Source organism: Sphaerimonospora cavernae (assembly GCF_042435035.1).
GTDB lineage: Bacteria > Actinomycetota > Actinomycetes > Streptosporangiales > Streptosporangiaceae > Sphaerimonospora > Sphaerimonospora cavernae.
Window position 1 is genome coordinate 14,633 of the sequence record NZ_JBHMQT010000015.1, and the last position, 20,677, is coordinate 35,309.

The window sequence follows — 20,677 nt, forward strand, 5'->3', positions numbered from 1 at the left end:
CCTGCACGAGTTCTTCTCTGTCGTGACCCATCCCCGCATATATGCTCCGCCCAGTACGCTGGATCAAGCGCTGACACAGATCGAGGCGTGGCTGGGGACACGTAATCCCCTCGGGAAGGGGCGAAGCGGCCGAGCCTGAAAGTTTCAGGGGAGATGAGAGACGTTTCCAGGAATTGGCTCAGGCGAGCAGCCAGCCGTAGAACCAGGCGAGACAGGCCAGTCCCGTCAGGACGGGGACGATCCGTACGGCCCTGGCGTGCAGCCGGAAGGCCTCGATGCCGGACAGCACGGTGGCCACGACGATGAGCAGGCCGTACCACGCGATCGTCGGCGGCACCCCGATGGCGAGCATGGCCGGCTCGGCCCGGCCGGACACATTCAGCGCGGACAGGCCGCCGAACGCGACCCCGGCCAGTCCGGCGAGCACCGGCAACGCGGCCGGTGTGCCGCGCCGCCGGGTCGTGTTTCCGGCGGCCCTCCGGACCAGAGCGACCAGTCCGGCGAGCAACTGCACGGCCGCCACGATCACGAACACGACGCCCGGCGCGAGCAGCGCCGGTGTCACGGTCGCCTGATAGGCCGACGGCGTCAGCAGCACGTCCCCCGGCCGCACCAGCGGACGGGGCGCCTTCCCGGGCTCGCAGGCCGCCGCACCCGTCGACGCGGGATCGTCGAAGAACGCGGCGATCGTACGGCGGCCGCAGTCGCTCGACAGGAACACGGCGTGGCCGACGCCGGCGAACTCCGCGAAGCGGGCGCCGGAGAGCGCGGCGGCGGCCCTGCCTGCTGACTCGGGAGGGGCGGCCGGGTCGAGTTGCCCGCCGACGACGAGGACCGGCGCGGCGACCTGTGCGGCCGCGTCCTGCTGTGCCCAGCCGTTCCGCGACGGGGGCAGCCGCCATGCCCCGCACACGGCGGCGTCGGCCACGACGGCGGACAGCCGGGGCCGGGCGTCGCCGGGGAAGTCGTTGAACGGCGCCTCGTCCTGGCACCGGACGGCATAGTAGAGCCCCCAGTCACGTGAGGTCAGCCTCCCACTCATGCGGTCCACGAGCGGGCGGAGCAGACCGGTACGGCCGTCGGCCAGCCCGTCGACCAGGGCGGGGACGATCGGGACGAGGTCGGCGTCGTGGAGTGCCTCCTCGACGAGCGTCGCCACGTCGTCGCCGGTCAGCCGTAAGGAGATCCGCCTGTCGCTGATCGGGTCACGGGTGTCGAAGACGGCCGGGGCGGCGTTGAACCGGGTCACCATCGCCGCGAAACGCGCCGTGCCGCCCAACTTGGCGATGGTCGCCGCGAGGTTGGGTGCGGCGTCGTCGTACCACTTGGCCTCGGCAGGCTGGAACGAGTCGAGCACCACCGCCCGTGTGCCGTCCGGGTCCAGCGCGGCGGCTTGGAGCGTCGGACGGGTGGAGTAGCCCACGCCGAACAGGTTCCACCGCTGATAGCCCAGCGCCCGGCGCAGATCCACGACGTCGCCGGCGATTTCGGCGGTGCGGTAGCCGCGAAGGTCGACCCCCTCGCGCTGGAGGCGGACCAGACAGGCCTCGGCCTCATCGAGGATCCCCGGATGAATCTCGGTGGCTGCCCCGTCTCCGGCCTTGCCGGTTTCTTCGGGCGTGTCTTTCGGCGTGTCGTTGGGCCTGTCCTTGGGGGGCGCCGTCAGCGTCGCCACCATGCCCCGGGCGATCTCGGGGCAGCTCAGCCGGGGCTCGGAGTAACGGCTGCCGCGCTGCTCGATCACCACCACGTCACGGTCCGGGAACATGCCGGTGAGCAACCCGGTGAGCGGTGACGATGGCGAGCCGGGGCCGCCGCCGGTGAAGACGACGGGATCTTCGGAGCCGTCGGCGGGGGTCGTCGCACGGCGGACGGCGAACCCCACCTTGATCGTCCTGCTGTTCGGCACGTCACGCCGCTCGGGGGCGAGGAGGAACCCGCAGGTCGTGCCCGACGGCATCGCGACCGGGCACGGCCGCTCCTCTACGCCGGCCGGTGCGTCGATGGCCTGGGCCGTCGCCGGGACACCGAGGAAGGTCAGTACGAAGGCCGTCACCAGGGCCGTCACCAGGGCCGTCACCAGGGCCGTGACGGCCGCCCCATGCCAACTGCGCAACCGTCAGCCCCGTCCCGCGAACCCGGCGATATCGGCAGAAACCTTAGCGCGAATATCACCGCGGCGGTGCGGTGCTCTCGCGGATCACCAGGTCGGTGGCGAGCTCGACCCGGCGCGCCTCCGCGCCCTCGCCGCGGCCCATCGCCAGCACCATGCGGGCGGCGAGCGCCGCCATCTCCTGGAGCGGCTGCCGCACGGTGGTCAGCGGCGGCCAGGCCGAACTCGACAGCGGCAGGTCGTCGAAGCCGACCACGCTGAGGTCCTCCGGCACCCGCAGGCCGCGCTGGCGCGCCGCCTCGAACACGCCGAACGCCTGCAGGTCGCTGCCCGCGAAGATCGCCGTCGGCGGGTCGTCGAGCGAGAGCAGTTCGTGCCCGTAGTCGTGGCCCGAGTTGACCAGGAAGTCGCCGTGCTTGATCAGGGCGGGGTCGACGGCGACCCCGGCGGTCTCCAGGGCGGCCCGGTAGCCGTCGATTCTGGCCCGGCTGCACAGCATGTCGGGCGGCCCCCCGATCATGCCGATGCGGGTGTGGCCGAGATCGAGGAGGTGCCGGGTGGCGGCCAGGCCCCCGTGCCAGTTCGTCGCCCCCACCGAGGCGGCCCCCGGCGGCGGCTCACCCTCGGGGTCGACCACCACGAACGGGATCGATCTCGCGCTGAGCTGCCCCTGCTGTCGCACCGACAGACGCGAGGTCACGATGATCACACCGTCCGTGCGCCGCGCCGCGATCCGCTCCAGCCAGTCGCGTCCCGGACCGGTCCGTCGCCGCGGCTGCGACGGCTCCGCCTGAATGGCGCGGAGATCCACCGGTGCGGCGCTCATGGGAGATACCCTTCCCCTCAGGCCACTCCTGTGTGACCTTTTGGAACGTCCCGGCCTCGCCTACTTTCGAATGGGGGGGTCCGGCGGAGCATTGGGAGTCACGCGTGCTTGAAACCTGCGATGTCGCGATCATCGGTGGCGGCGTGATCGGATGCGCGATCGCCCACCGGCTCGGCTCAGAGGGCCGGACCGTCCTCCTCATCGAGGCGGAGACGCGCCTGGGCCAGGGCGCCTCCAACGCCGCGATGGGCGGCATCCTCACCCAGACCGAGCCCTCCTGCCTGGGGCCGCTGAGTGATGTGATCAAGCGCAGCCGGGATCTGTATCCGGACTGGGTGGCCGAGATCGCCGAGATCTCCGGTGTGACGGTCTCCCTGCTCGAAGGGGGCGACCTGCAGGTCGCGGTCGACGACGCGGAGATGGATCGCCTGAAGAACCAGGTCCTGCCGAGGTGGCGGGAGTCGCCGTTCCCCGTCGAACAGCTCACCGGGGCCGAGGCCAGAGAGCTGGAGCCGATGCTGAGTGAGGCGGTCGTCGGCGGGTTCCTGCTGCCGGACGAGCTCGCACTCGACCCACGTGAGCTGATGGGCGCCCTGTGCGGGGCGCTCGACGGCATGGCCGCGGCGATCCGCGTCCGGACCGGCGTACGGGCCGAGCACCTGGCGGAGCTGCCCGGCTCCGCCGAGGTGCGCCTCGACGACGGCACCCGAGTCTCGGCCGGCACGGTGATCGTCGCGGCCGGCTGCCTCAGCGGCGGATTCCTGCCCGACCACCGCCGGCATCTCTATCCCATCAAGGGCGAGGCCTTCGACACCCGTCCCCCCGGAGGAGCCGGCTATCCGCTGCGCCACCACATCTTCGCGGAGATCAGGGACGGCGACTTCGAGGGCTACCCGTACCTGGTGCCCAGGCGCGACGGCAGGGTCGCGATGGGCGTCACCTACGAGCCCCACGTGGGAGACGTGACGGTCACCGTCCGTGCCCGCGAGGAGATCCTGCGCGGGGTGAGCGCCGTGATGCCGCAGGCCGCGACCTGGCCGATCGAGCGGAGCTGGGCCGGGCTGCGGCCGGGCAGCACCGACCACATCCCGATCATCGGTTACACCGGCGAGCGCGTGCTCGCCGCCACCGGCCACAGCGGGCTGGGCATCACGCTCGCCCCCGTCACCGCCGAGCTGGTCTCGGCCGTCCTCAACGGGAACGCCGACGACGGGACGCGGAAGCTGCTGGGTGTGTGCCGCCCCGACCGGGAGTTCGTCCCCGTCATGCCGGGGGAGACGCCATCTCCCACAGCTCCTTGAATCGTTCGATCCGCTGCCGCACCCTGGGCGGCTCCAGCACCAGCAACGTGTGCACGAACGTGTGGGTGGTGATCTCGCCCACCTGTGGAGCGGAGGGGGTCACCTCGTAGCTGAGCACCTCGTCGAAGACGATGAAGTCGAACAGCCCCAGCGGGCTCGCGAGCTGCTCGGGCGTGAGGATGCGCACCTGGACGCCGATCTCCGAGTGCATCTTGCAGATCCGCCGGAATATCTCCGTGCCCAGGCGTTCCGAGCTGTCGACGAAGAAGATCCGGCGGATCCGGACTCCTTCCCGGATGCGGTCGCGCTGCGCGTCCAGATATCGCTGACCCGCGTCGGTGGTCCAGAACCCTCCGTCGAACTCGCTCGGCCCCTGGTCCACGACGTTGAGGCTGAGCGCGTCCAGGCTGTGCTGCGTGTTGTGGGTCAGGCCGAGCAGCCAGTCCCGATCCTCTCCCTCGTAGATGACATTGCCCTCCCCGAGCTCCCGCAGGAGCGTGGAGATCCTCGCGATCTCCCACTGGGCGAAGGCCTGGACCAGGGTGGGCATCTCCTTGTCGACCCGCGTCGCGTTGCGGACGAGCTGGGTGACCACGTCGGCCTGTACCGCCGACTCCTCCACCAGCCCGAACAGCTCGGTCGCCTCGTTGATCCGCGACAGGCCCGACCCGACCTCCTCGCGCAGCGTCTCCAGTTGCCTGTCGACCTCGATGAGGTACTGCACCACGAAGACCACGGCACTGATGAAGACCGTGAGGATGATGCCCCACGCTTTGCGCGGCTCGCCGGTGCCGATGAAGGGGCCGTCGTCGTCGGTCAGGAAGTACGTGGGAACGCCGACGGCCGCCGTGATGAGGAACTTGCGAAGGGTGCGCGGAATCAACTCGCGGTTCGCTCGGGATCCGTCCGGAGCCGTCATCTACCACCCGCCTTTTCTGATGAGGAGGGTCAGCATGTTGACCGAGATCTGGTCGCGGATGCGGTCCACCAGCGACTGCCATTGCCGGGTGAACCCGGGGTATCGCTCCAGGCCCTCCCACAGCGGGGTGAGCGTCTCGTCGACCCGTGCGGCGGGCATCCACAGGTGCAGGAGGTGGTCGACGGCCGGGGTCAGCTTGGCGACCGCCTCCGGCCCCGGCGCGCCGCCGGTCAGTGCCCGTTCGACGATCACCAGCAGCGTCGTCAGCAGCCAGTCGTGCAGTGCCAGGTCCTCGCACAGCTCGGCGACGGCGGGCGTGAACTCCCCGTCATGGACCAGGCGCAGTGTGCGCAACTGATCGTTGTGGAGGGTGAAGCGCATGGCCGGGGCGCCGCTTTCGGGCGCGATCTCCGCCACCCAGCGCAGGCGGGTCCGCGGGATCTTGAAAGGGGCTCTGCGATCGAGCAGCGGCGACGACTGGACCAGGTCCACGAACCTGCCGCTGATCGCGCCGAGATCGAGGGGAGCCGAGCCCGACCAGCCCGAGCCCCGGTCCCCGCGAGCAGGGTCCGCGCGAGCAGGGTCCGGGCGGGTCCGGTCAGCAGACGCGCCGCTCAGGCGGTCGCCGGGGAGTTCATCGGTGAACCCGTCGGCGAGGTCCCGGGGCTTCGCCTTCCCGAGCACCTCCATCACCCCCGGACGGGCCAGATAGTGCGACCACGGCAGGCGGCGGTCGACGGCGGCGCGCACGATCCGGACATAGGACGAGCCCTGGACCACCCGGCCACCGGTGATCGAGCATCGAGTCAGCACCGTCCCGACGCCTCTGACCCGCGACTGGGATGCGGAGGGAAGGCGGCAGTCCACTCCGGTCAGCCGGTCTGGTGACACCGCGTGGACGATCGGACGGCGGGAGACCCGTACCGTCTGTCCCGCGAGCAACCCGAGAAGCCGCTGGCAGGTGGACGCGGCGACCTCCCCCGAGTTCTGCAGCAGTCCTGTGTGGACTTCCCCCATGACCAGCATCGAATGCGCTTCCCTAAACGAATACGTAGGAGATGCGGTCGACGAGCTCTTCCTCCAGCCGGATGCCCTCGCCCTCACTACGGCCGGCCACCTGCCCCAGGACCTCGGCGTCCACCGCGACCTGGCTGAGGATCGTGCGCACGGCCAGTTCGACGGGCAGGAACCGGGGGGACAGGACGGACATGGTGGTGTAGGCGGTGAACGGTGGAGCCTGATCGCCCAACTGGATGATGGGGGACAGCGCATCCCAGTCAGTGGGCCAGGCCTGCGGCCGGAGCGCCGGTCGTAACGGCAGCCGGCCCCCGTCGCGCAGTAGCCCGAGCCGCAGGAGCTGCCAGACGGCCGCCAGGAACGGACACGACCAGGTGCGGTGTGATCCGGTCTCATCCCACAACTCCACGTCCACGAAGATCGAGTGCCCGCGTTTGGCGTTCTGGGCCGGCGGCGCCCACCGCTGCGCCCTGCCCATGGCCTGTACGGCTCCCGCCTGCGGGGAACGCATGCCGTTGCAGAGCCAGCCCGTCTCCTTGACGGGCGGACGCGAACCGTTGGCGCCCGGTGGCGGGTCGTCGACGAGCCGATCCTCGACCAGTCCGGCCGGCTCGGCGCAGGCCGACTCCCGTGCGAGGTAGTCGATGGTCAGGTCGCTTTCCGCCGCCGCCTCGAGAACCATCGGCACCAGTTCCGCGGGGGAGCTGAACCGGCTGAAGTAGTCATCGATGAGGAAGCACGTGCTGACTCGCGCCCGCCGCCCGGGCACCTGCTCCTCCCAGGTCGACCGGACGGCGCCGGCCCAGGGGGCGACCCGGCGGAACATCCGGCGCAGCCGGTCGGGGCCGGCCTCGAAGTCCTCCATGTAGAGGTGCCCGAGCTCGATGGACACATGGGACAGGGGTGCGGCGGCGATCCGCCGCTCCGCGGTGACCTCGCCGAACATCGCGTTCATCGGCGTCACAGTCCCTCCCACGCGCTGTCGTCCATGATCTTTTTGGCCAGCTCCTCGAACGCGGCGACCGTCTCCGCATTAGCGATCTTGGTGGCCAGCACGTCCTCGTCGGAGATGAGCTGCTCGCGCCACTGCAGGATCGGGTCGAGCGGAACCTTGCCGAGCATCGCCGTACGGCCGACGCCGTGGCGGCCGGCGAGCTCGCGCAGTTCGCCGTCGTAGGCGCTCAGCCAGGCCCGCTGTTCGTCGCGCAGGCCCACGAGTTCGGCCGCCTCGGATTCGAGCACCGCCGTGCGGACGAAGCGGATCCGCTCACGCAGGACCTCCGGGTCGTGCCCGAACCGGGCACCGACGTCGAGCAGCCCGTCGGCTCCGTTGACGAGGCCGTCGGCCGCGATGATGTGCTGACGCGTCCAGCGGTGGTAGACCAGCCAGCGGAACGGCACCGCGGGCAGCCGTACCGTGGCCTGCAGGATCATCTCGGCGGTGAACGAGCGCCCCGCGCTCACGTCCACCACGCACAGATCGAACTCCTCCTCCAGCCGGCTGAAGAGCTGAACGCACCTGTTCGCCATCTCGTCGTCCACCGTGGACAGCTCGCCCCCGCCCTCGCTGCCCGGGAGCAGCACGAGCCGCCCCGCGCCGGGGGGCTTGACCCGCAGCCCCTCCCTGTCGGACTCCGCCCACACGTCGATGCGCTGCGGTTCGGTGAGCTCGCCCCGCAGGTACTCGTGCAGTCCGCCGGCGCGGGTGCCGCGTGCCACCGAACTCACGCTGAAGATCGCGCCGGCCGTCGGGGAGCCGAAGTCGAAGTCCAGGTAACAGGCGTCGTCGCCCTGGAGGGCGTGCCGATAGGCGATGTTCGTGCTCGTGACCGAGCGCCCCGTCCCGCCCTTGTCGGAGATCGCGAAAACCAGCATCTAGATGGCCTCCGCCGCGTTGTCGCGGGCGGCGGCCAGCCGCTCGAGGTCGAGCAGGGCGTCGTAGATCAGGGCCTGGGCCGTCGCGGGCCGCTCGTCGGTGATCGCCCTGGCCCGCTGGAGCGCGGCCTGAATGCCGCGCAGCTTGGGCTGGATCGTCTGCCCGGCCGTCAGCGGCCGTAGGACCAGCTCCTGATCCAGCAGGTGCTCGGCCTCGCCGAGCATCTCGTACGCCATCTCGACGAGCCGGGGGTTGCGCAGCGGCGGATCGCTCCTGGCCTGGGTCGCCGCCACGAGGAACTCGACGACCCGTTCGCTGAAATACCACGACGGTTCCTCCGAATGCGCGTCGAGTCCGGCGAACACGTTGCCCGGCTGGTCCCACAGCCCGCGTGCCCGGCCGCTCGTGCACCGGCGAGCCGAAACGTGCCGCCAGATCTGGTCGGCGAGCCCGAGCAGCTTCTCTTTGGTGTGGGTGTTCTGCACGATCGACGCGGCCCAGATCGTCCGCTTGAGCAGCGTGATCGCGAAGTCGGAGACGACCCAGATCAGGTTCGGGCCGAGATCCTCCGCGCCGCGCATGTTGATCGCGACTCCGGGGGAGTGCATGGAGACCGAAGGGTCCCCGGGCACCGCCCTGCGGATGATCCTGGCCCGCACGGCCAGCTCCTCCAGCACGTCCGCGACCCGGCCGAGGTCGACGTCGGCCGCCCGGCTGTTGACGAGGCTCTGCACCACCATCGCGGTGACGCCGAGGCTGTAGTATTCCGACTCCTTCTCATCCGTCGTCTTCCACGGGATGTCCTGCAGCGGCCAGTCGCCCCGGCCGTACATGGCGATCGTCCGCCAGTAGATCTGGGTGAGGTCCCAGCGGCGCTGGATGGCCTGCGCGAGGGTCTGCTGGGGGTCGTTGAGCAGGCCGAGCACGCGGGTGCGCTCGGAGAACAGGTCGGCGATGCCGACGAGGGCGTTCACCGTGAAGTAGAGGAAGGGCGTCTCCTCCGCCACGCCCTTGGGCTGCGGGCCGATGTCGTGCGGGGTGGCGACCTCGGGGGAGTCCTTCACGATGCCCCAGGTCCATCCGCATTCGAACAGCAGGTTCTCGTTGTCGAGGTCGACCTGGCTACCGGATCCGATCGTGAGGTCTCGCAGTCCCGCCCGTACCGGACGCAGCTCACGCCGCAGATCGTCGAGCACCCGGCGGTCCGGGGCCCCCGCCTGGTTGACGGTCCGCACCAGCGCGCGGCCTGCGGGTGAGCCGGGATCGAAGGCGTTGACCGTGAAGCTGCGCAGCATGCCCACCATGGCGGCGGTCAGCCGCTTGCTCGCGAGCTCCTCCAGTTCCCGGATCTCGGTGCGCAGCGACTGCCTTCGCACGCTCTGCCGGAAGACTTTCAGGAAGCCGAGCGTGGCCAGCGCGAGCGTGACCGACATGGAGAAGGAGTCGACCATGTCGAGCTGGAGCTGCTCGGGGGCGGGCTTGACGTCGGGGGCGGCGGCGCGGAAATAGCTTCCGCCCGAGAAGATCGGCCGCCCGTCGTCCGCCGTGTACTTTCGCAGGTACTGACCGATCACCTGCAGGAGCAGCTTCGGGATCTCGACGGAGTCGCCCAGCCGGGCCAGCGCGGCCAGGACGTCGTCGGCGGTCTCGTCCGGCGTGTCGAGCCGGAAGCCCGGCAGCTCCGCCGCCGGGTAAAGAAAGCACAGGAGTTGCTCGGCGTCCGCGATGGAGTTCGACCCGTCTCGCCCGCCCCACGTCCACACTCCGTCGCGGTACGAAGCTCGGGCGGCCGCCTCCCAGACATCCAGGAGCTGCTGGCGCGGCTGAAACTTCATCTACGAGAGCCTTTCTGTACGGTCGGACCCTTTCCGCACGGTTCAATGACTCGATGGCTGGCGGGAAGATGTACAAGGGGCTACACGACCCTTATATCATTGGGACGCTGCTCCGTCGCCTGGACGACCGGTGAGATTTCGCGTTGCCTGCTCATCGTGCTAACACAGATGCAGATGAGCAGAATCGACATAAATGCCTAATTTCTGAGAGATTAAATGTCCCAAACAGCGGCGTTCGGGGATATATCGGACCATCTCGTGGCGGTGCGGGACTTCGTCGGAGAGACGGCGGCGATGGACGGGACGATCCTGGTCACGGGGGCGGGCATCGACATGTCGCTGCTCGAGTCGCTGCGTGAGCATGGGCTGCGGATCCCGGACAGGCCCATCCAGCCGCTGACGGAGGAGGAGCTGATACGCGGGCTGCGCGGTGCGGTGGCCTACGTGCACGGGGGCGAGGAGCGGGCGACGGCCAGGGCGTTGGCGAGCGCGCGGGAGACGCTCAAGGTCGTCGCTTTCCTGGGTGTGGGCTATGAGAACTTCGTAGACGTGGCGGCGGCGGACGGGCTCGGGATCGTCGTCACCAGCACGCCGGGTGCGGCGACGGATTCGGTGACCGAGCTCACCATCGGTCAGATCATCAATGCCAACCGGCATATCGGACAGTTTCTCGGCGACCGATATCCCGGCTGGCGGAGCGCGGAAGAACTGCCGCACGAGCTGAGATCACGCAGGGTCGGCATCGTCGGACTGGGTGCGAACGGCACCCGGATCGCGGAGGTCCTGCGGGCGTTCCACACCGACGTCGCCTACTTCAGCCGCACTCGGAAACCAGACGTAGAGGAGCGGCTGGGCCTGTCCTTCTTGCCCCTGCCCGAACTGGCGGGCCGCAGCGACATCCTCGTCGTCATGGTCCCCTGCACCGCGGAGACCAGATTCATGATCGACTTCGACGTCCTGAAGCGGTTGCGTCCCGGGGCGGTTCTGATCAACACCGCACGCCCGGCCGTCGTCGACCCCCACGCGCTGCATGAGGCCATGAGCGCGGAGCGTGTGGGCATGGCCGTTTTCGATGGATTCTACGACCGGAATTCAGAGATCGCGGCCAAATTGCTGAGTGACTTCGGTGACCGGCTCCTCGTCACCGGTCATATCGCCTCCCACACCCGGGAGGCCATGGACCGCATGGTGAGCCAGGCCGTCGGTTCCATCAAGAACGTGCTGTCCAAGGGGGCCGACGAGTACGCCGTCGGAAAACACGACGGAAATTCCTGACTTCAAAAGGCGTATGAGATTACAGGGAAGGGCAAACGTATTGTGAAGCCCTCCCCCGACCCCCGGATGGATCATGACGCCCAACGGAGCCCGGATCCTCGTCGAGGCACTCCGGCTGCACGGCGTGGACGTCGTCTTCGGCATCCCGGGCACGCACAACCTCGCGATCTACCGTGAGTTGGGTCCGATGGGGATCCGATGTGTGACGCCCCGTCACGAGCAAGGTGCGGGCTACGCGGCCGACGGGTATGCGAGAGTGACCGGCCGACCGGGCGTGGTGCTCACCACGACGGGCCCCGGGCTGGTCAACGCCTACACCGCCATGGCGCAGGCCTACTCCGACTCCTCGCCGGTCCTGGTCGTCTCGCCGGGCGTTCCCGGCGACCACCCCCGCCACGGCCGCGGCTACCTGCATGAGAGCAAGGACCAGTCGGTCGCGGCCGACGCGCTGTGCGAGTGGAGCCACCGGGTGAGCTCGGTCCGGGAGATCCCGGCGGCCGTGGCCCGCGCGTTCGGCCGCTTCGCCGAAGGACGTCCCCGGCCGGTCCACATAGAGATCCCGGTCGACCTGCTCGAGTCCGAGGACGACGTCAGGATCGCCCCGCCGTACCGGATCATGCCCCGCGTCCCCGATCCGGGCGCGCTGGACGAGGCGGCGCGGCTGCTGGGCGACGCGCGGCGCCCCGGGCTCGTGCTCGGCGGCGGCGTCCAGCGGCCGGGTGACGACGAGTCGCCCGTGGGCCGTACGGCCATGCGCCTGGCCGAGCGGGTGGGCGCCGCCGTGGTGACGACGGTCAACGGCAAGGGATCGGTGCCGGAGAGCCATGACCTGGTGCTGGGGGCCACGCTGCACCTGGAAGCCGTACGGCACTGGCTCGCCGGGTGCGACGTCGTGCTGGCCGTCGGCACCGAGTTGGGCCCGGCCGATCTCTGGGACGACGAGTTCGCCCTGACCGGAAGCCTGATCCGGGTGGACGTGGACCCCGGTCAGATGTACGGCGATCATGTCGCGGACGTCGCGATCGTGGCGGACGCCGCGCTGGCCCTGGAAGGTCTGAGCGAACGGCTCGACGGAGCAGAACGGCAGCCCGTTCCTCCGCCGGGCGCGGCAGCCGTACCCCGGCCTCGCCACGACCGGGAACTGGGCGAGCTGACCCGCCGGTGGACGGGACACCTGGCGGCGCTGCGCCGGGCCCTGCCGCCGGAGGCGATCCTCGTCGGCGACAACTCGATGATCGTCTATCACGGGGCGCTGCTCGCCGTCCCCGTGGATCCGCCGGGCCGGTTCCTGTTCCCGACCGGGTTCGGCACGCTGGGATTCGCGCTGCCGGCCGCGATCGGCGCCAAGCTGGGCAGGCCGGACCGGCCGATCGTGGTCCTGGCCGGGGACGGCGCGTTCCAGTTCAGTGTGCAGGAGCTGGCCACCGCCGTGGAGCTGGGGCTCAACCTGCCCATCGTGGTGTCGGTCAACGGCGGCTTCGGGGAGATCAGGGAGGAGATGGCCAGGCAGGGCACGACCCCCGTGGCCGTCGACCTGCACGGGCCGGACCTCCCGGCGCTCGCGCGGGCCTATGGGGCGCTGGGGCGGGCCGTCAGAACGCCGGACGAGCTCGAGGGCGCCGTCATCGAGGCGCTCGGGGCTCCGCTCCCGACGGTGATCGCCCTGCCGGAGGATGGGTGAGGCCAGGCGGCCGCTAATCGGCGGCGGCCTGTCCGGAGGGCGCCAGCGGCAGCCGCAGGACGAAGCGGGCGCCGACCTCGCTGTCCTCGATGGTCAGGGTGCCGTTGTGAGCCTGGGCGATCTGGCGGGCGATCGACAGGCCGAGACCGCTGCCGCCGGCATCCTTCTTGCGCGCCTGGTCCAGCCGGGTGAAGCGCTGGAACACCACCTCCCGGTATTCCGGGGGAATGCCGGACCCGTCGTCCTGCACCTCCAGGACCGCGTCCGGATCCTCGACGCGGACGGCGACCCGCAGCATGGACTCGGCATGGCGCTCGCCGTTGTCGAGCAGGTTGCCCAGCAGCCGGGTCAGACTCAGCCGGTCCCCGATCACGATCACGCCGGTCGCCGGCTCCCGTACCACCTCCACCTTGCGCGGGCGGCGGTCCAGCTCCCGCGCGGCGAGCTCGGCCAGGTCGATGCGTTCCAGCGTCGGCCGGGTCGCCCCGGCGTCCAGCCTGGCGAGATGGAGGAGGTCGGCGACCATGGCCTGCAGCCGGTCGAGGCTGTCCAGCAGGGCCTCGCCGGTGGCGCGCCAGTCGGCGTCGTCGGGGTGCAGCATCGCCCCTTCGATCTCGGCGCGCATCGCCGTCAGCGGGCTGCGCAGGTCGTGGGACACGTCGGAGGCGAATCTCCGCTGCTGTTCGACCGCGAGCTCCGCCCGGGCGAGGGTCTGGTTGGCGGCCTCGGCCAGCCGCCGCAGCTCGTCCCGGAACTTCGACACCGGCACGCGCCGGCTCAGGTCGGTGGAGGAGATCATGGCGAGCTTCTCGGTGATGGCGCCGACGGGGGCGAGGGCTCTGCGCACGGTCTGGTACATGCCGAAGGCGGTGAGGGCCGTCAGCGCCGACGTGATGCAGACGAGCGTGGTCAGCAGCCGGTTGTCGACGTGCCAGGGCACGTCGTAGTCAGCCGCGTAGACCGTCCACACGCCGTCCCGTCGCGGGATGCGGAACGCCGCGACGGTCACGCATCTGCCGGGGAAGGCGGGCGACCGGCACTCGTCCCGCCGCGCCTGCGTGCCGGACCCGTCCGGCTGGAAATCGGCCATCCTCGGCCGCCCGGCGATGCCCGCCGTCGTCGACGCGATCCGGCCTCTGGGGTCGATCACCTGCACGCCCGCCACCGCCTCGTCCAGCATCACCGGCGGCAACCGCTCGTGCGCGGCCGCGTAGCCCAGCCGCTCGGCCGTGTCCACGATCGCATGGGTCGTGTACGTCTGTGCGGTTACGCGTACGGTGAACAGCACGGCCACCGACGCGGCGACGCACATCAGCCCCATCACCACGCTCGCGATGACCGTCAGGCGAGTCCTGACGGACCGGCCTTGCCACAATCTCACCCGATCCCCCCGGTGACCAGATGATCACATTAGGTCAACCTGTCGCCAATCCAGGGAGATCCCGCTTTAAAACTGGACAAACCTCCGGACCAGCTCCGAGACCAGCCGGGCCCTGGCCGGCATCTCCGCCACGATCACGTGCTCCCCGGCCGCGTGCGCGCCTCCGCCGACCGCGCCCAAACCGTCCAGCGTCGGGCAGCCGGCCCCCGCGGTGAAGCAGCCGTCGGAGCCGCCGCCCACCGTCGCCCCGCGCAGCGGCCCGATACCGAGTTCCTCGGCGATCCGGACGGCCGCTTTGAACAGGTCGGCCGAGGACTCCGGGTCGAGGGGCGGACGGCCCGGACCCCCACGCAGCTCCAGGCGAGTGCCCGGGACGCGGGGGGTCAGCTCGCGCATCAGCTCGTCGACGCGCGCCTGGGCGGCCACGTCCGGCACCCGTACGTCGATCGCGACCCGGCCCAGCGCGGGCACCGTGTTCGTGCTGGTCCCGGCCGACAGCATGGTCGGCGTCACCGACACCATGCCCGCCTCGGAGGACGACCGGATCCGCGCCGCGATATCGGTGATCGCCAGGATCTGGTGGGCCAACTCGACGCCGGCGTTGGCACCCAGTTCGGGTTCGAGGCCCGCGTGGGCGGCCCTGCCGTACACAGTGAGCTCGTAGCGTGAGATGCCCTTGCGCGCGGTCTTGAGCGCGCCGCCGTCGGCGCTGGCCTCCAGCACGAACGTCGCCGCGCAGCCCGCCGCGATCTTCTCGGTGAGCGGCCGGGACGTCGGCGAGCCGAGCTCCTCGTCGCCCACGACCAGCACGGTCAACCCGTCGCGGGACGGCAGCGCGGCGACCGCGTGGAAGAGCTGCACGAGCCCGGCCTTCATGTCGAATACGCCGGGCCCTCGCGCCACTCCGTCGCGCACCGACCACGGGTGGTCGCGGAGCGAGCCGATCGGCCAGACGGTGTCGTGATGGCCGAGCAGCAGCACCCGAGGCCTGCCGAACGTCCAGCGCAGGTGCGGCACGCCCCCGATCACGATCGTCTCCGGCTCGGCTCCCAGCAGCCGGCGCCCCTGCTCGGCCACCACCCGGGCGCTGCGGGCGAGTGCGGCATGGTCGGAGGAGTACGACTCGCAGAGCACCAGCTCCTCGAGGTCGGCCAGCATCGCGTCCAGGTTCACCCTATGGGCCCGTCCTTGTCCGCAGAGGTGTCGTCACAGGGACGGTACCCGGCTCCACACTCCGGGACGCGCCGCGCGATAGTGTGCGCGGGTGGCAATGATCTCCTGCACTCTCGCCGAGGTCGTCGCGGAGATGGAGGCGATGTACGACCCCGCCTGGGCCGAGCCCTGGGACGCGGTCGGGCTCGTCTGCGGCGACCCGGACCAGCCCGTACGGAAGGTCCTGTTCGCGGTGGACCCGGTGGCGGTGGTGGTCGACGAGGCACTCGACTGGGGAGCCGACCTGGTCGTCACACACCATCCGCTGTACCTGCGCGGCACCACGAGCGTCGCGGCCACCACCTTCAAGGGCCGGGTCGTCCACCGCCTGATCCGCGGCGGCGGCGCCCTCCACACCGCGCACACCAACGCCGACGTCGCCGACCCCGGCGTGTCCGACGCGCTCGCCCGCGCGGTCGGCCTCACATCCGAGCTACGCCCCCTCCAGCCGTCCGCCGACGATCCCCGGCGGGGACTCGGCCGGGTCGGCAGGCTCCCGGCACCCGTTCCGCTGCGCGAGTTCGCCCTACGGGCCGCCGCCGGGCTGCCCCGTACGGCGGGGCCGCCACGCGTGGCGGGAGACCTGGAGCGGATGGTGCGGACGGTGGCGGTCTGCGGCGGATCGGGAGACTCCCTGCTGGGCACGGCCCGGGCCGCCGGGGCCGACGTCTTCCTCACCGCCGACCTGCGGCACCACCCCGCGAGTGAACACATGGAGGCCGCCGACGGTCCGGCCTTGATCGACGCCGCCCACTGGGCCACCGAATGGCCATGGCTCGCCGACGCCGCCCGGCGGCTGACGTCGGCAATGGAGAACAAGGGCATTACTGTTGAGGCGCGTGTCTCCGACACCGTCACGGACGCGTGGACGGCGACGACCACAGACTTGGACCCCCGAGCATTTGAGGGATGGGGATGAAGGCCGCACCGGAAGCACAGAAGCGACTGCTCGACCTGGCGGAGATCGACGCGGGTCTCGACCGGCTCAGGCACCGCCGCCGGTCCCTGCCCGAGCTCGCCGAGATCGACGACCTGTCCAAGCAGCTCGCCGCGCTCGCGACCCGGGTCATCGCCGCCGAGACCGACGCCGGTGACCTCGCCCGCGACCAGGCGAAGGCCGAGTCGGACGTGGACACCGTACGGACCCGGGCCGAGCGCGACCAAAAGCGCCTCGACTCCGGGCAGATCTCCTCGCCCAAGGACCTGGCGAGCCTGCAGTCGGAGATCGCGTCACTGCGCCGCCGCCAGGGAGACCTGGAAGAGGTGGTGCTGGAGATAATGGAACGCCGGGAGGCGGCCGAGGCCCAGGTAGCCACGTTCAAGTCGGAGCGTGACAAGGTGACCGCCGAGCTGCGCGCGGCCGAGGACCGGCGCGACGCCGCCCTGGCGGAGATCGACAAGGAGGCCGCTGAGCTGCGGAACAGGCGGCCGCCGATCGCGGCCGACATCCCCGCCGACGTACTCGCGCTGTACGAGAAGCTGCGCGAACAGTCGGGCATCGGGGCCGCGATGCTGCACGGCGGCCGGTGTCTCGGCTGCCGTACCAGCCTGTCGATCGCCGACCTGAACCGCATCCGGGCCGCCGCCCGCGACGAGGTGGTCCGCTGCGAGGAGTGCCGCAGGATCCTGGTCCGCACGGCCGAGTCCGGCCTGTGACGGCCATGGTCGGCGAGACGGTCGGCGCGAGGTTCGTCGTCGAGGCCGACGGAGGGTCGCGGGGAAACCCCGGACCCGCCGGATTCGGCGCGGTGGTCAGAGACGCGGCGGGACGGGTGCTCGCGGAGGTCGCCGAGTCGATCGGGACCGCTACCAACAATGTGGCCGAATACCGCGGCCTGATCGCCGGCCTGCGGGCCCTGCACGATCTCGGCGCCGAGGGCGAGCAGGTCGAGGTGCGGATGGACTCCAAGCTGGTCATCGAGCAGATGGCCGGCCGCTGGAAGGTCAAGCACGAGGGTCTGCGGCCGCTCGCCGCCGAGGCGGCCGCCCTGGCCGGGAGCTTCCGGGTGACGTGGCGGTGGATCCCGCGTGAGCGCAACAGCCACGCCGACCGGCTGGCCAACGAGGCCATGGACGCGGCGGCCCGGGGCGAGACCTGGCAGGCGAAGACCGTCTCCTCCGAGCCCGCACCCGGCGGCCCGGAGGTCCTGAGCCCCGCGGCCGAACCCCCGAACGTGGACGCCGGCCCGGCCCCCGCGAAGGACCTCCGGCGGGGGCCTGGCTGGATGCCTGCTCCCGCCCGGACACCCGCCTCCTTGCTGCTGCTGCGACACGGTCAGACGCCGCTGTCGATCGAGAAGCGGTTCTCCGGACTCGGCGACCCCCTGCTCACCCCGGCCGGCATGGCCCAGGCGGAGGCCGTGGCCGCGCGTCTGTCGCGCGAGCCGTACGAGATCGACGTGATCGTGAGTTCGCCGCTGAAGCGTGCCAGGCAGACGGCTGAGGCGGTCGCCGTACAGACCGGTCTGACGGTGGAGGTGGACGAGGACCTGCGCGAGACCGACTTCGGCGTGTGGGAGGGGCACACGTTCGCGGAGGTCCAGCAGCGGTGGCCCGACCAGCTCGCGGCGTGGCTGGCCGACCCGGACGTGGCCCCGCCGGACGGGGAGAGCTTCGCGGCCGCCGCCCGCCGGGTGGATCGGGCGAGGGAGCGGATCGTCAAGGCGTACGAGAGCCGACGCGTCCTCGTGGTCTCCCACGTGACACCGATCAAACTGCTCGTCCGTTTCGCGCTGAACGCCCCGCCGGAGGCGCTGTACCGGATGCATCTCGACCTGGCCTGCCTGTCGGCGATCGACTACTACGCCGACGGCCCGGCCGTCGTACGAACCCTGAACGACACCGCCCACCTCCGGTAGGCCGCTAGGCTAGACGGTACGGCAGACGAGTCGGCCGGGCGGCCGCGTCAGGATCTTCGGATCCTGCCGAGGAAGGTCCGGGCTCCACAGGGCAGGGTGGTCGGTAACGCCGACCCGGGGCGACCCGCGGGAAAGTGCCACAGAAAGCAGACCGCCCCCTGTTCGCAGGGGGTAAGGGTGAAAGGGTGGTGTAAGAGACCACCAGCGCCCACGGTGACGTGGGCGGCTCGGTAAACCCCACCCGGAGCAAGGTCAAGAAGGGGTGTTCTCCGGAACGCCCCGCGCGCGACGTTCGAGGGCGGCCCGCCCGAGCCGCGCGGGTAGACCGCACGAGGCCGTCGGCAACGACGGCCCTAGATGGATGGCCGCCGGTCAGCGACAGCTGATCACAGAACCCGGCCTACAGGCCGACTCGTCCGCCCTCACCCCTCTGACTTGCACATATTTCGTCATTTGGCGCCCCGTTCCGTTGCTGTTCCGCCTGAGCGAGAACATTGTTCGACACGCTGGGGCAGCTTTCGGGGGCCACCCAGCTTCGCCGATCGCGGCCAAACGACGGCGGCAATGGTGGCGGCGTCTCCTCCTGGTGGACGTCGTAGCCGCCGGCCGCGCGAGTGCGCCCTTGCCTTCTCCGCTGCGGGAGAGAACAACGTGTTGTGGCTGTCATACGGCCATGATCTGCACGTCATAGTGCGGAATCCACTTGTCACGCGTCACCAGGGTGAGCCCCTCCGTCTGTGCCTGAGCGATGAGCAACCGGTCGAAGGGGTCCCGGTGATGTTGCGGCAGCCGCCCTGCCCGCACGCCGTGACTTGCCGTGATCGGAAGCCCGGAGAACTGGCTGTCACGCACCCGCTCCGCCAGGTCCTCGGGCCCCGGCAGCTTGCCGATGGACTGCTTGATCGCGATCTCCCATGGCGACACGGCGCTGACGTACACCGCCGGCTCCGTGTCGAGGAGATCCTTGACCTCTCCGGACAGTTCCGGGGAGTCGGCCAGCCACCACAGGATGACGTGCGTGTCCAGAAGCAGTCGCATCAGCGCATCCCGAAGGCGTCGGCGATGTCGTCAGGCAACTCGTCGAAGTCGTCGGGAATGTGGATCTGCCCCCGCAAGGAGCCACGACCAGTGCGCTCGACCTTGGGCCGTAGCGGCACCACCTTGGCGACCGGTTCGCCGGCCCTGCAGATCACGACTTCCTCGCCGGTCGCCACCTGCTCCAGGATCCGCGAGAAGTGGGTCTTGGCCTCATGAACGTTGTACTGCCTGGCTGCTTCCACGGCTGCCTCACAGATCGAGGTGGACTAAGCGCTGGACTAAGACTAGCGCAGCGGTCCCTCGTCAGCCAGAATCGTGGGCTGACCCGCACCTGCTGTAGCCACCCCCGAGATCACCGCCGTGTTCAGTACGACCGAAGGTAAACGCTGTGCGTATCGCTATGCCGCTGTTCGACCGGTTCACGGCCCTGGACGTCGTTGGCCCGTACGAGGTACTCAAATTCCTCCCAGAGGCCGAGATCGTGTTCGTGGCTACGAGGCCGGGCACTGTTCGGGATGCCCCCAAGTCCCTGGCGCTTACCGCCGATGCGGCCTTTACCGAGGTCGACTCCTGTGACGTACTGCTCGTCCCGGGAGGTCCGGGAGCCCGGGCGCTGCTGGACGATGACGAACTCCTCGGCTGGATCCGTCGAATGGACGAAGGAAGCACCTGGACAACCTCGGTGTGCACCGGATCGCTGCTGCTGGGGGCGGCCGGGCTGCTCGCCGGACTCTCGGCGACCACCCATTGGGGCGCTGTGGAGGTGCTGGAGTCCTTCGGGGCCGGCTACACGGCCGAGCGCGTAGTGTTTCAGGGAAAGATCGTGACCGCTGCCGGAGTTTCCTCTGGAATAGACATGGCGCTCGCACTGGCAGCCCGCATCACCGATCAGACCACGGCTGAGGCCATTCAGCTCGCCATCGAGTACGACCCGCAGCCGCCCTTCGACGCCGGATCCCCAGCCAAGGCATCGCAGGATGCCAAGGACCTTCTTGCCAAGGGAATTCGCTGACGCCCCCAAAGCCGCTGCAGCACTTGATTAGCCGTGGATCGCGGAGCCGACGCGGACCGGTGCGGGAGATAGTGGGGTAATGGATCTTTCCAGTCTGGAACGTCAGCGCCTGGTCGCGGTTACTGCGGCCCTGTTCACTCATGAGTCCGATGTCCGCGAACTGCTGCATGTCTGGCTCCATCTGGAGGAGGCGACCGTCCGGGTCCATGTCGCGGCTGACTGGGCTCTCCGCATCACGCGAGACGAGCCGGGGGAGAGCTATACGATGCGGGGTAAACAACCAGCCGGTGCGCAGAGCGTGATGGCCGCTGGCCCGGCGTCGATCTGACCGCT

At 70.2% G+C, this 20,677-nt stretch carries 19 protein-coding genes and 1 other RNA gene; 9 read left to right on the forward strand and 11 right to left on the reverse strand.

Going from position 1 to position 20,677, the window contains the following annotated elements:
• Positions 1-178: 178 nt before the first annotated feature.
• Positions 179-2,116 carry an alpha/beta fold hydrolase gene (locus tag ACFHYQ_RS10285; RefSeq protein WP_394300883.1) on the reverse strand — a complete coding sequence of 646 codons (1,938 nt, stop codon included), beginning with the start codon at positions 2,114-2,116 and terminating at the stop codon, positions 179-181.
• 55 nt (positions 2,117-2,171) lie between these two features.
• Positions 2,172-2,939: a substrate-binding domain-containing protein gene (locus ACFHYQ_RS10290; RefSeq protein WP_394300884.1), complete on the reverse strand. Its 768-nt coding sequence runs from the start codon at positions 2,937-2,939 to the stop codon at positions 2,172-2,174.
• A 104-nt stretch (positions 2,940-3,043) separates the two neighbouring features.
• Between ACFHYQ_RS10290 and ACFHYQ_RS10295 the strand changes: the two genes are divergently transcribed.
• Positions 3,044-4,240: an NAD(P)/FAD-dependent oxidoreductase gene (locus ACFHYQ_RS10295; protein WP_394300885.1), complete on the forward strand. Its 1,197-nt coding sequence runs from the start codon at positions 3,044-3,046 to the stop codon at positions 4,238-4,240.
• Here the strand turns inward: ACFHYQ_RS10295 and ACFHYQ_RS10300 are convergent.
• From ACFHYQ_RS10300 to ACFHYQ_RS10320, 5 genes are read right to left on the reverse strand one after another with little or no spacing between them, the layout of a single operon-like run.
• Complete coding sequence (locus ACFHYQ_RS10300) at positions 4,203-5,159, reverse strand: hypothetical protein (protein WP_394300886.1); 957 nt, start codon at positions 5,157-5,159, stop codon at positions 4,203-4,205. The genes ACFHYQ_RS10295 and ACFHYQ_RS10300 overlap by 38 nt on opposite strands.
• A complete protein-coding gene (locus tag ACFHYQ_RS10305) occupies positions 5,160-6,185 on the reverse strand; it encodes an SCO2521 family protein (protein WP_394300887.1) in 1,026 nt (341 codons plus the stop codon). It lies immediately after the preceding gene.
• A gap of 13 nt (positions 6,186-6,198) precedes the next feature.
• Positions 6,199-7,131, reverse strand: a complete 933-nt coding sequence (locus ACFHYQ_RS10310) for an SCO2522 family protein (protein WP_394300899.1) — start codon at positions 7,129-7,131, stop codon at positions 6,199-6,201.
• A 5-nt stretch (positions 7,132-7,136) separates the two neighbouring features.
• Positions 7,137-8,051, reverse strand: a complete 915-nt coding sequence (locus ACFHYQ_RS10315) for an SCO2523 family variant P-loop protein (protein ID WP_394300888.1) — start codon at positions 8,049-8,051, stop codon at positions 7,137-7,139.
• Positions 8,052-9,887, reverse strand: a complete 1,836-nt coding sequence (locus tag ACFHYQ_RS10320; protein ID WP_394300889.1) for an SCO2524 family protein — start codon at positions 9,885-9,887, stop codon at positions 8,052-8,054.
• Positions 9,888-10,103: 216 nt separating this feature from the next.
• Between ACFHYQ_RS10320 and ACFHYQ_RS10325 the strand changes: the two genes are divergently transcribed.
• Together ACFHYQ_RS10325 and ACFHYQ_RS10330 are read left to right on the forward strand one after the other, a co-directional pair.
• Positions 10,104-11,162, forward strand: coding sequence for a 2-hydroxyacid dehydrogenase (locus ACFHYQ_RS10325; RefSeq protein ID WP_394300890.1), 1,059 nt, complete (start codon positions 10,104-10,106; stop codon positions 11,160-11,162).
• A 73-nt stretch (positions 11,163-11,235) separates the two neighbouring features.
• On the forward strand, positions 11,236-12,843 hold the full coding sequence (locus tag ACFHYQ_RS10330; RefSeq protein WP_394300891.1) for a 5-guanidino-2-oxopentanoate decarboxylase: 1,608 nt from the start codon (positions 11,236-11,238) through the stop codon (positions 12,841-12,843).
• 13 nt (positions 12,844-12,856) lie between these two features.
• Here the strand turns inward: ACFHYQ_RS10330 and ACFHYQ_RS10335 are convergent, their stop codons facing one another.
• Both ACFHYQ_RS10335 and ACFHYQ_RS10340 read right to left on the reverse strand, forming a co-directional pair.
• Positions 12,857-14,224, reverse strand: a complete 1,368-nt coding sequence (locus ACFHYQ_RS10335; protein WP_394300892.1) for a sensor histidine kinase — start codon at positions 14,222-14,224, stop codon at positions 12,857-12,859.
• Positions 14,225-14,290: 66 nt separating this feature from the next.
• Positions 14,291-15,397, reverse strand: coding sequence for a M20/M25/M40 family metallo-hydrolase (locus ACFHYQ_RS10340; protein ID WP_394300893.1), 1,107 nt, complete (start codon positions 15,395-15,397; stop codon positions 14,291-14,293).
• Between the two features lie 97 nt (positions 15,398-15,494).
• On the opposite strand from ACFHYQ_RS10340, the gene ACFHYQ_RS10345 reads away from it, so the two are divergent.
• The 4 genes from ACFHYQ_RS10345 (at position 15,495) to rnpB (ending at position 18,713) form a co-directional block, all read left to right on the forward strand.
• The gene (locus tag ACFHYQ_RS10345; RefSeq protein ID WP_394300900.1) at positions 15,495-16,355 is read left to right on the forward strand and encodes a Nif3-like dinuclear metal center hexameric protein; all 861 of its coding nucleotides are present in this window, start codon (positions 15,495-15,497) and stop codon (positions 16,353-16,355) included.
• A complete protein-coding gene (locus tag ACFHYQ_RS10350) occupies positions 16,352-17,092 on the forward strand; it encodes a zinc ribbon domain-containing protein (protein WP_394300901.1) in 741 nt (246 codons plus the stop codon). Before ACFHYQ_RS10345 ends, ACFHYQ_RS10350 begins: the two co-directional genes overlap by 4 nt.
• Positions 17,093-17,097: 5 nt before the next feature.
• Positions 17,098-18,294, forward strand: a complete 1,197-nt coding sequence (locus tag ACFHYQ_RS10355; RefSeq protein ID WP_394300902.1) for a bifunctional RNase H/acid phosphatase — start codon at positions 17,098-17,100, stop codon at positions 18,292-18,294.
• Positions 18,295-18,320: 26 nt separating this feature from the next.
• An RNA gene (gene rnpB, locus ACFHYQ_RS10360) (RNase P RNA component class A) lies at positions 18,321-18,713 on the forward strand.
• 244 nt (positions 18,714-18,957) lie between these two features.
• Here the strand turns inward: rnpB and ACFHYQ_RS10365 are convergent.
• Together ACFHYQ_RS10365 and ACFHYQ_RS10370 are read right to left on the reverse strand one after the other, a co-directional pair.
• Positions 18,958-19,332: a type II toxin-antitoxin system VapC family toxin gene (locus tag ACFHYQ_RS10365; protein WP_394300894.1), complete on the reverse strand. Its 375-nt coding sequence runs from the start codon at positions 19,330-19,332 to the stop codon at positions 18,958-18,960.
• A complete protein-coding gene (locus tag ACFHYQ_RS10370; protein ID WP_394300895.1) occupies positions 19,332-19,574 on the reverse strand; it encodes a type II toxin-antitoxin system Phd/YefM family antitoxin in 243 nt (80 codons plus the stop codon). The genes ACFHYQ_RS10365 and ACFHYQ_RS10370 overlap by 1 nt, the downstream gene beginning before the upstream one ends.
• Positions 19,575-19,732: 158 nt before the next feature.
• Between ACFHYQ_RS10370 and ACFHYQ_RS10375 the strand changes: the two genes are divergently transcribed.
• Positions 19,733-20,344 carry a DJ-1/PfpI family protein gene (locus ACFHYQ_RS10375; protein WP_394300896.1) on the forward strand — a complete coding sequence of 204 codons (612 nt, stop codon included), beginning with the start codon at positions 19,733-19,735 and terminating at the stop codon, positions 20,342-20,344.
• Positions 20,345-20,423: 79 nt separating this feature from the next.
• Positions 20,424-20,672, forward strand: a complete 249-nt coding sequence (locus ACFHYQ_RS10380) for a hypothetical protein (protein ID WP_394300897.1) — start codon at positions 20,424-20,426, stop codon at positions 20,670-20,672.
• Positions 20,673-20,677: the final 5 nt, after the last annotated feature.

What these genes read in the sequence shown, in the direction of transcription:
- ACFHYQ_RS10325 (WP_394300890.1), top strand. Translation starts at nt 10,104, where the DNA reads ATGTCCCAAACAGCGGCGTTCGGGGATATATCGGACCATCTCGTGGCG.
- ACFHYQ_RS10315 (WP_394300888.1), bottom strand. Translation starts at nt 8,051, where the DNA reads ATGCTGGTTTTCGCGATCTCCGACAAGGGCGGGACGGGGCGCTCGGTC.
- ACFHYQ_RS10330 (WP_394300891.1), top strand. Translation starts at nt 11,236, where the DNA reads ATGACGCCCAACGGAGCCCGGATCCTCGTCGAGGCACTCCGGCTGCAC.
- ACFHYQ_RS10380 (WP_394300897.1), top strand. Translation starts at nt 20,424, where the DNA reads ATGGATCTTTCCAGTCTGGAACGTCAGCGCCTGGTCGCGGTTACTGCG.
- ACFHYQ_RS10355 (WP_394300902.1), top strand. Translation starts at nt 17,098, where the DNA reads ATGGTCGGCGAGACGGTCGGCGCGAGGTTCGTCGTCGAGGCCGACGGA.
- ACFHYQ_RS10300 (WP_394300886.1), bottom strand. Translation starts at nt 5,159, where the DNA reads ATGACGGCTCCGGACGGATCCCGAGCGAACCGCGAGTTGATTCCGCGC.
- ACFHYQ_RS10290 (WP_394300884.1), bottom strand. Translation starts at nt 2,939, where the DNA reads ATGAGCGCCGCACCGGTGGATCTCCGCGCCATTCAGGCGGAGCCGTCG.
- ACFHYQ_RS10375 (WP_394300896.1), top strand. Translation starts at nt 19,733, where the DNA reads ATGCCGCTGTTCGACCGGTTCACGGCCCTGGACGTCGTTGGCCCGTAC.
- ACFHYQ_RS10310 (WP_394300899.1), bottom strand. Translation starts at nt 7,131, where the DNA reads ATGAACGCGATGTTCGGCGAGGTCACCGCGGAGCGGCGGATCGCCGCC.
- ACFHYQ_RS10350 (WP_394300901.1), top strand. Translation starts at nt 16,352, where the DNA reads ATGAAGGCCGCACCGGAAGCACAGAAGCGACTGCTCGACCTGGCGGAG.
- ACFHYQ_RS10305 (WP_394300887.1), bottom strand. Translation starts at nt 6,185, where the DNA reads ATGCTGGTCATGGGGGAAGTCCACACAGGACTGCTGCAGAACTCGGGG.
- ACFHYQ_RS10365 (WP_394300894.1), bottom strand. Translation starts at nt 19,332, where the DNA reads ATGCGACTGCTTCTGGACACGCACGTCATCCTGTGGTGGCTGGCCGAC.
- ACFHYQ_RS10345 (WP_394300900.1), top strand. Translation starts at nt 15,495, where the DNA reads ATGATCTCCTGCACTCTCGCCGAGGTCGTCGCGGAGATGGAGGCGATG.
- ACFHYQ_RS10320 (WP_394300889.1), bottom strand. Translation starts at nt 9,887, where the DNA reads ATGAAGTTTCAGCCGCGCCAGCAGCTCCTGGATGTCTGGGAGGCGGCC.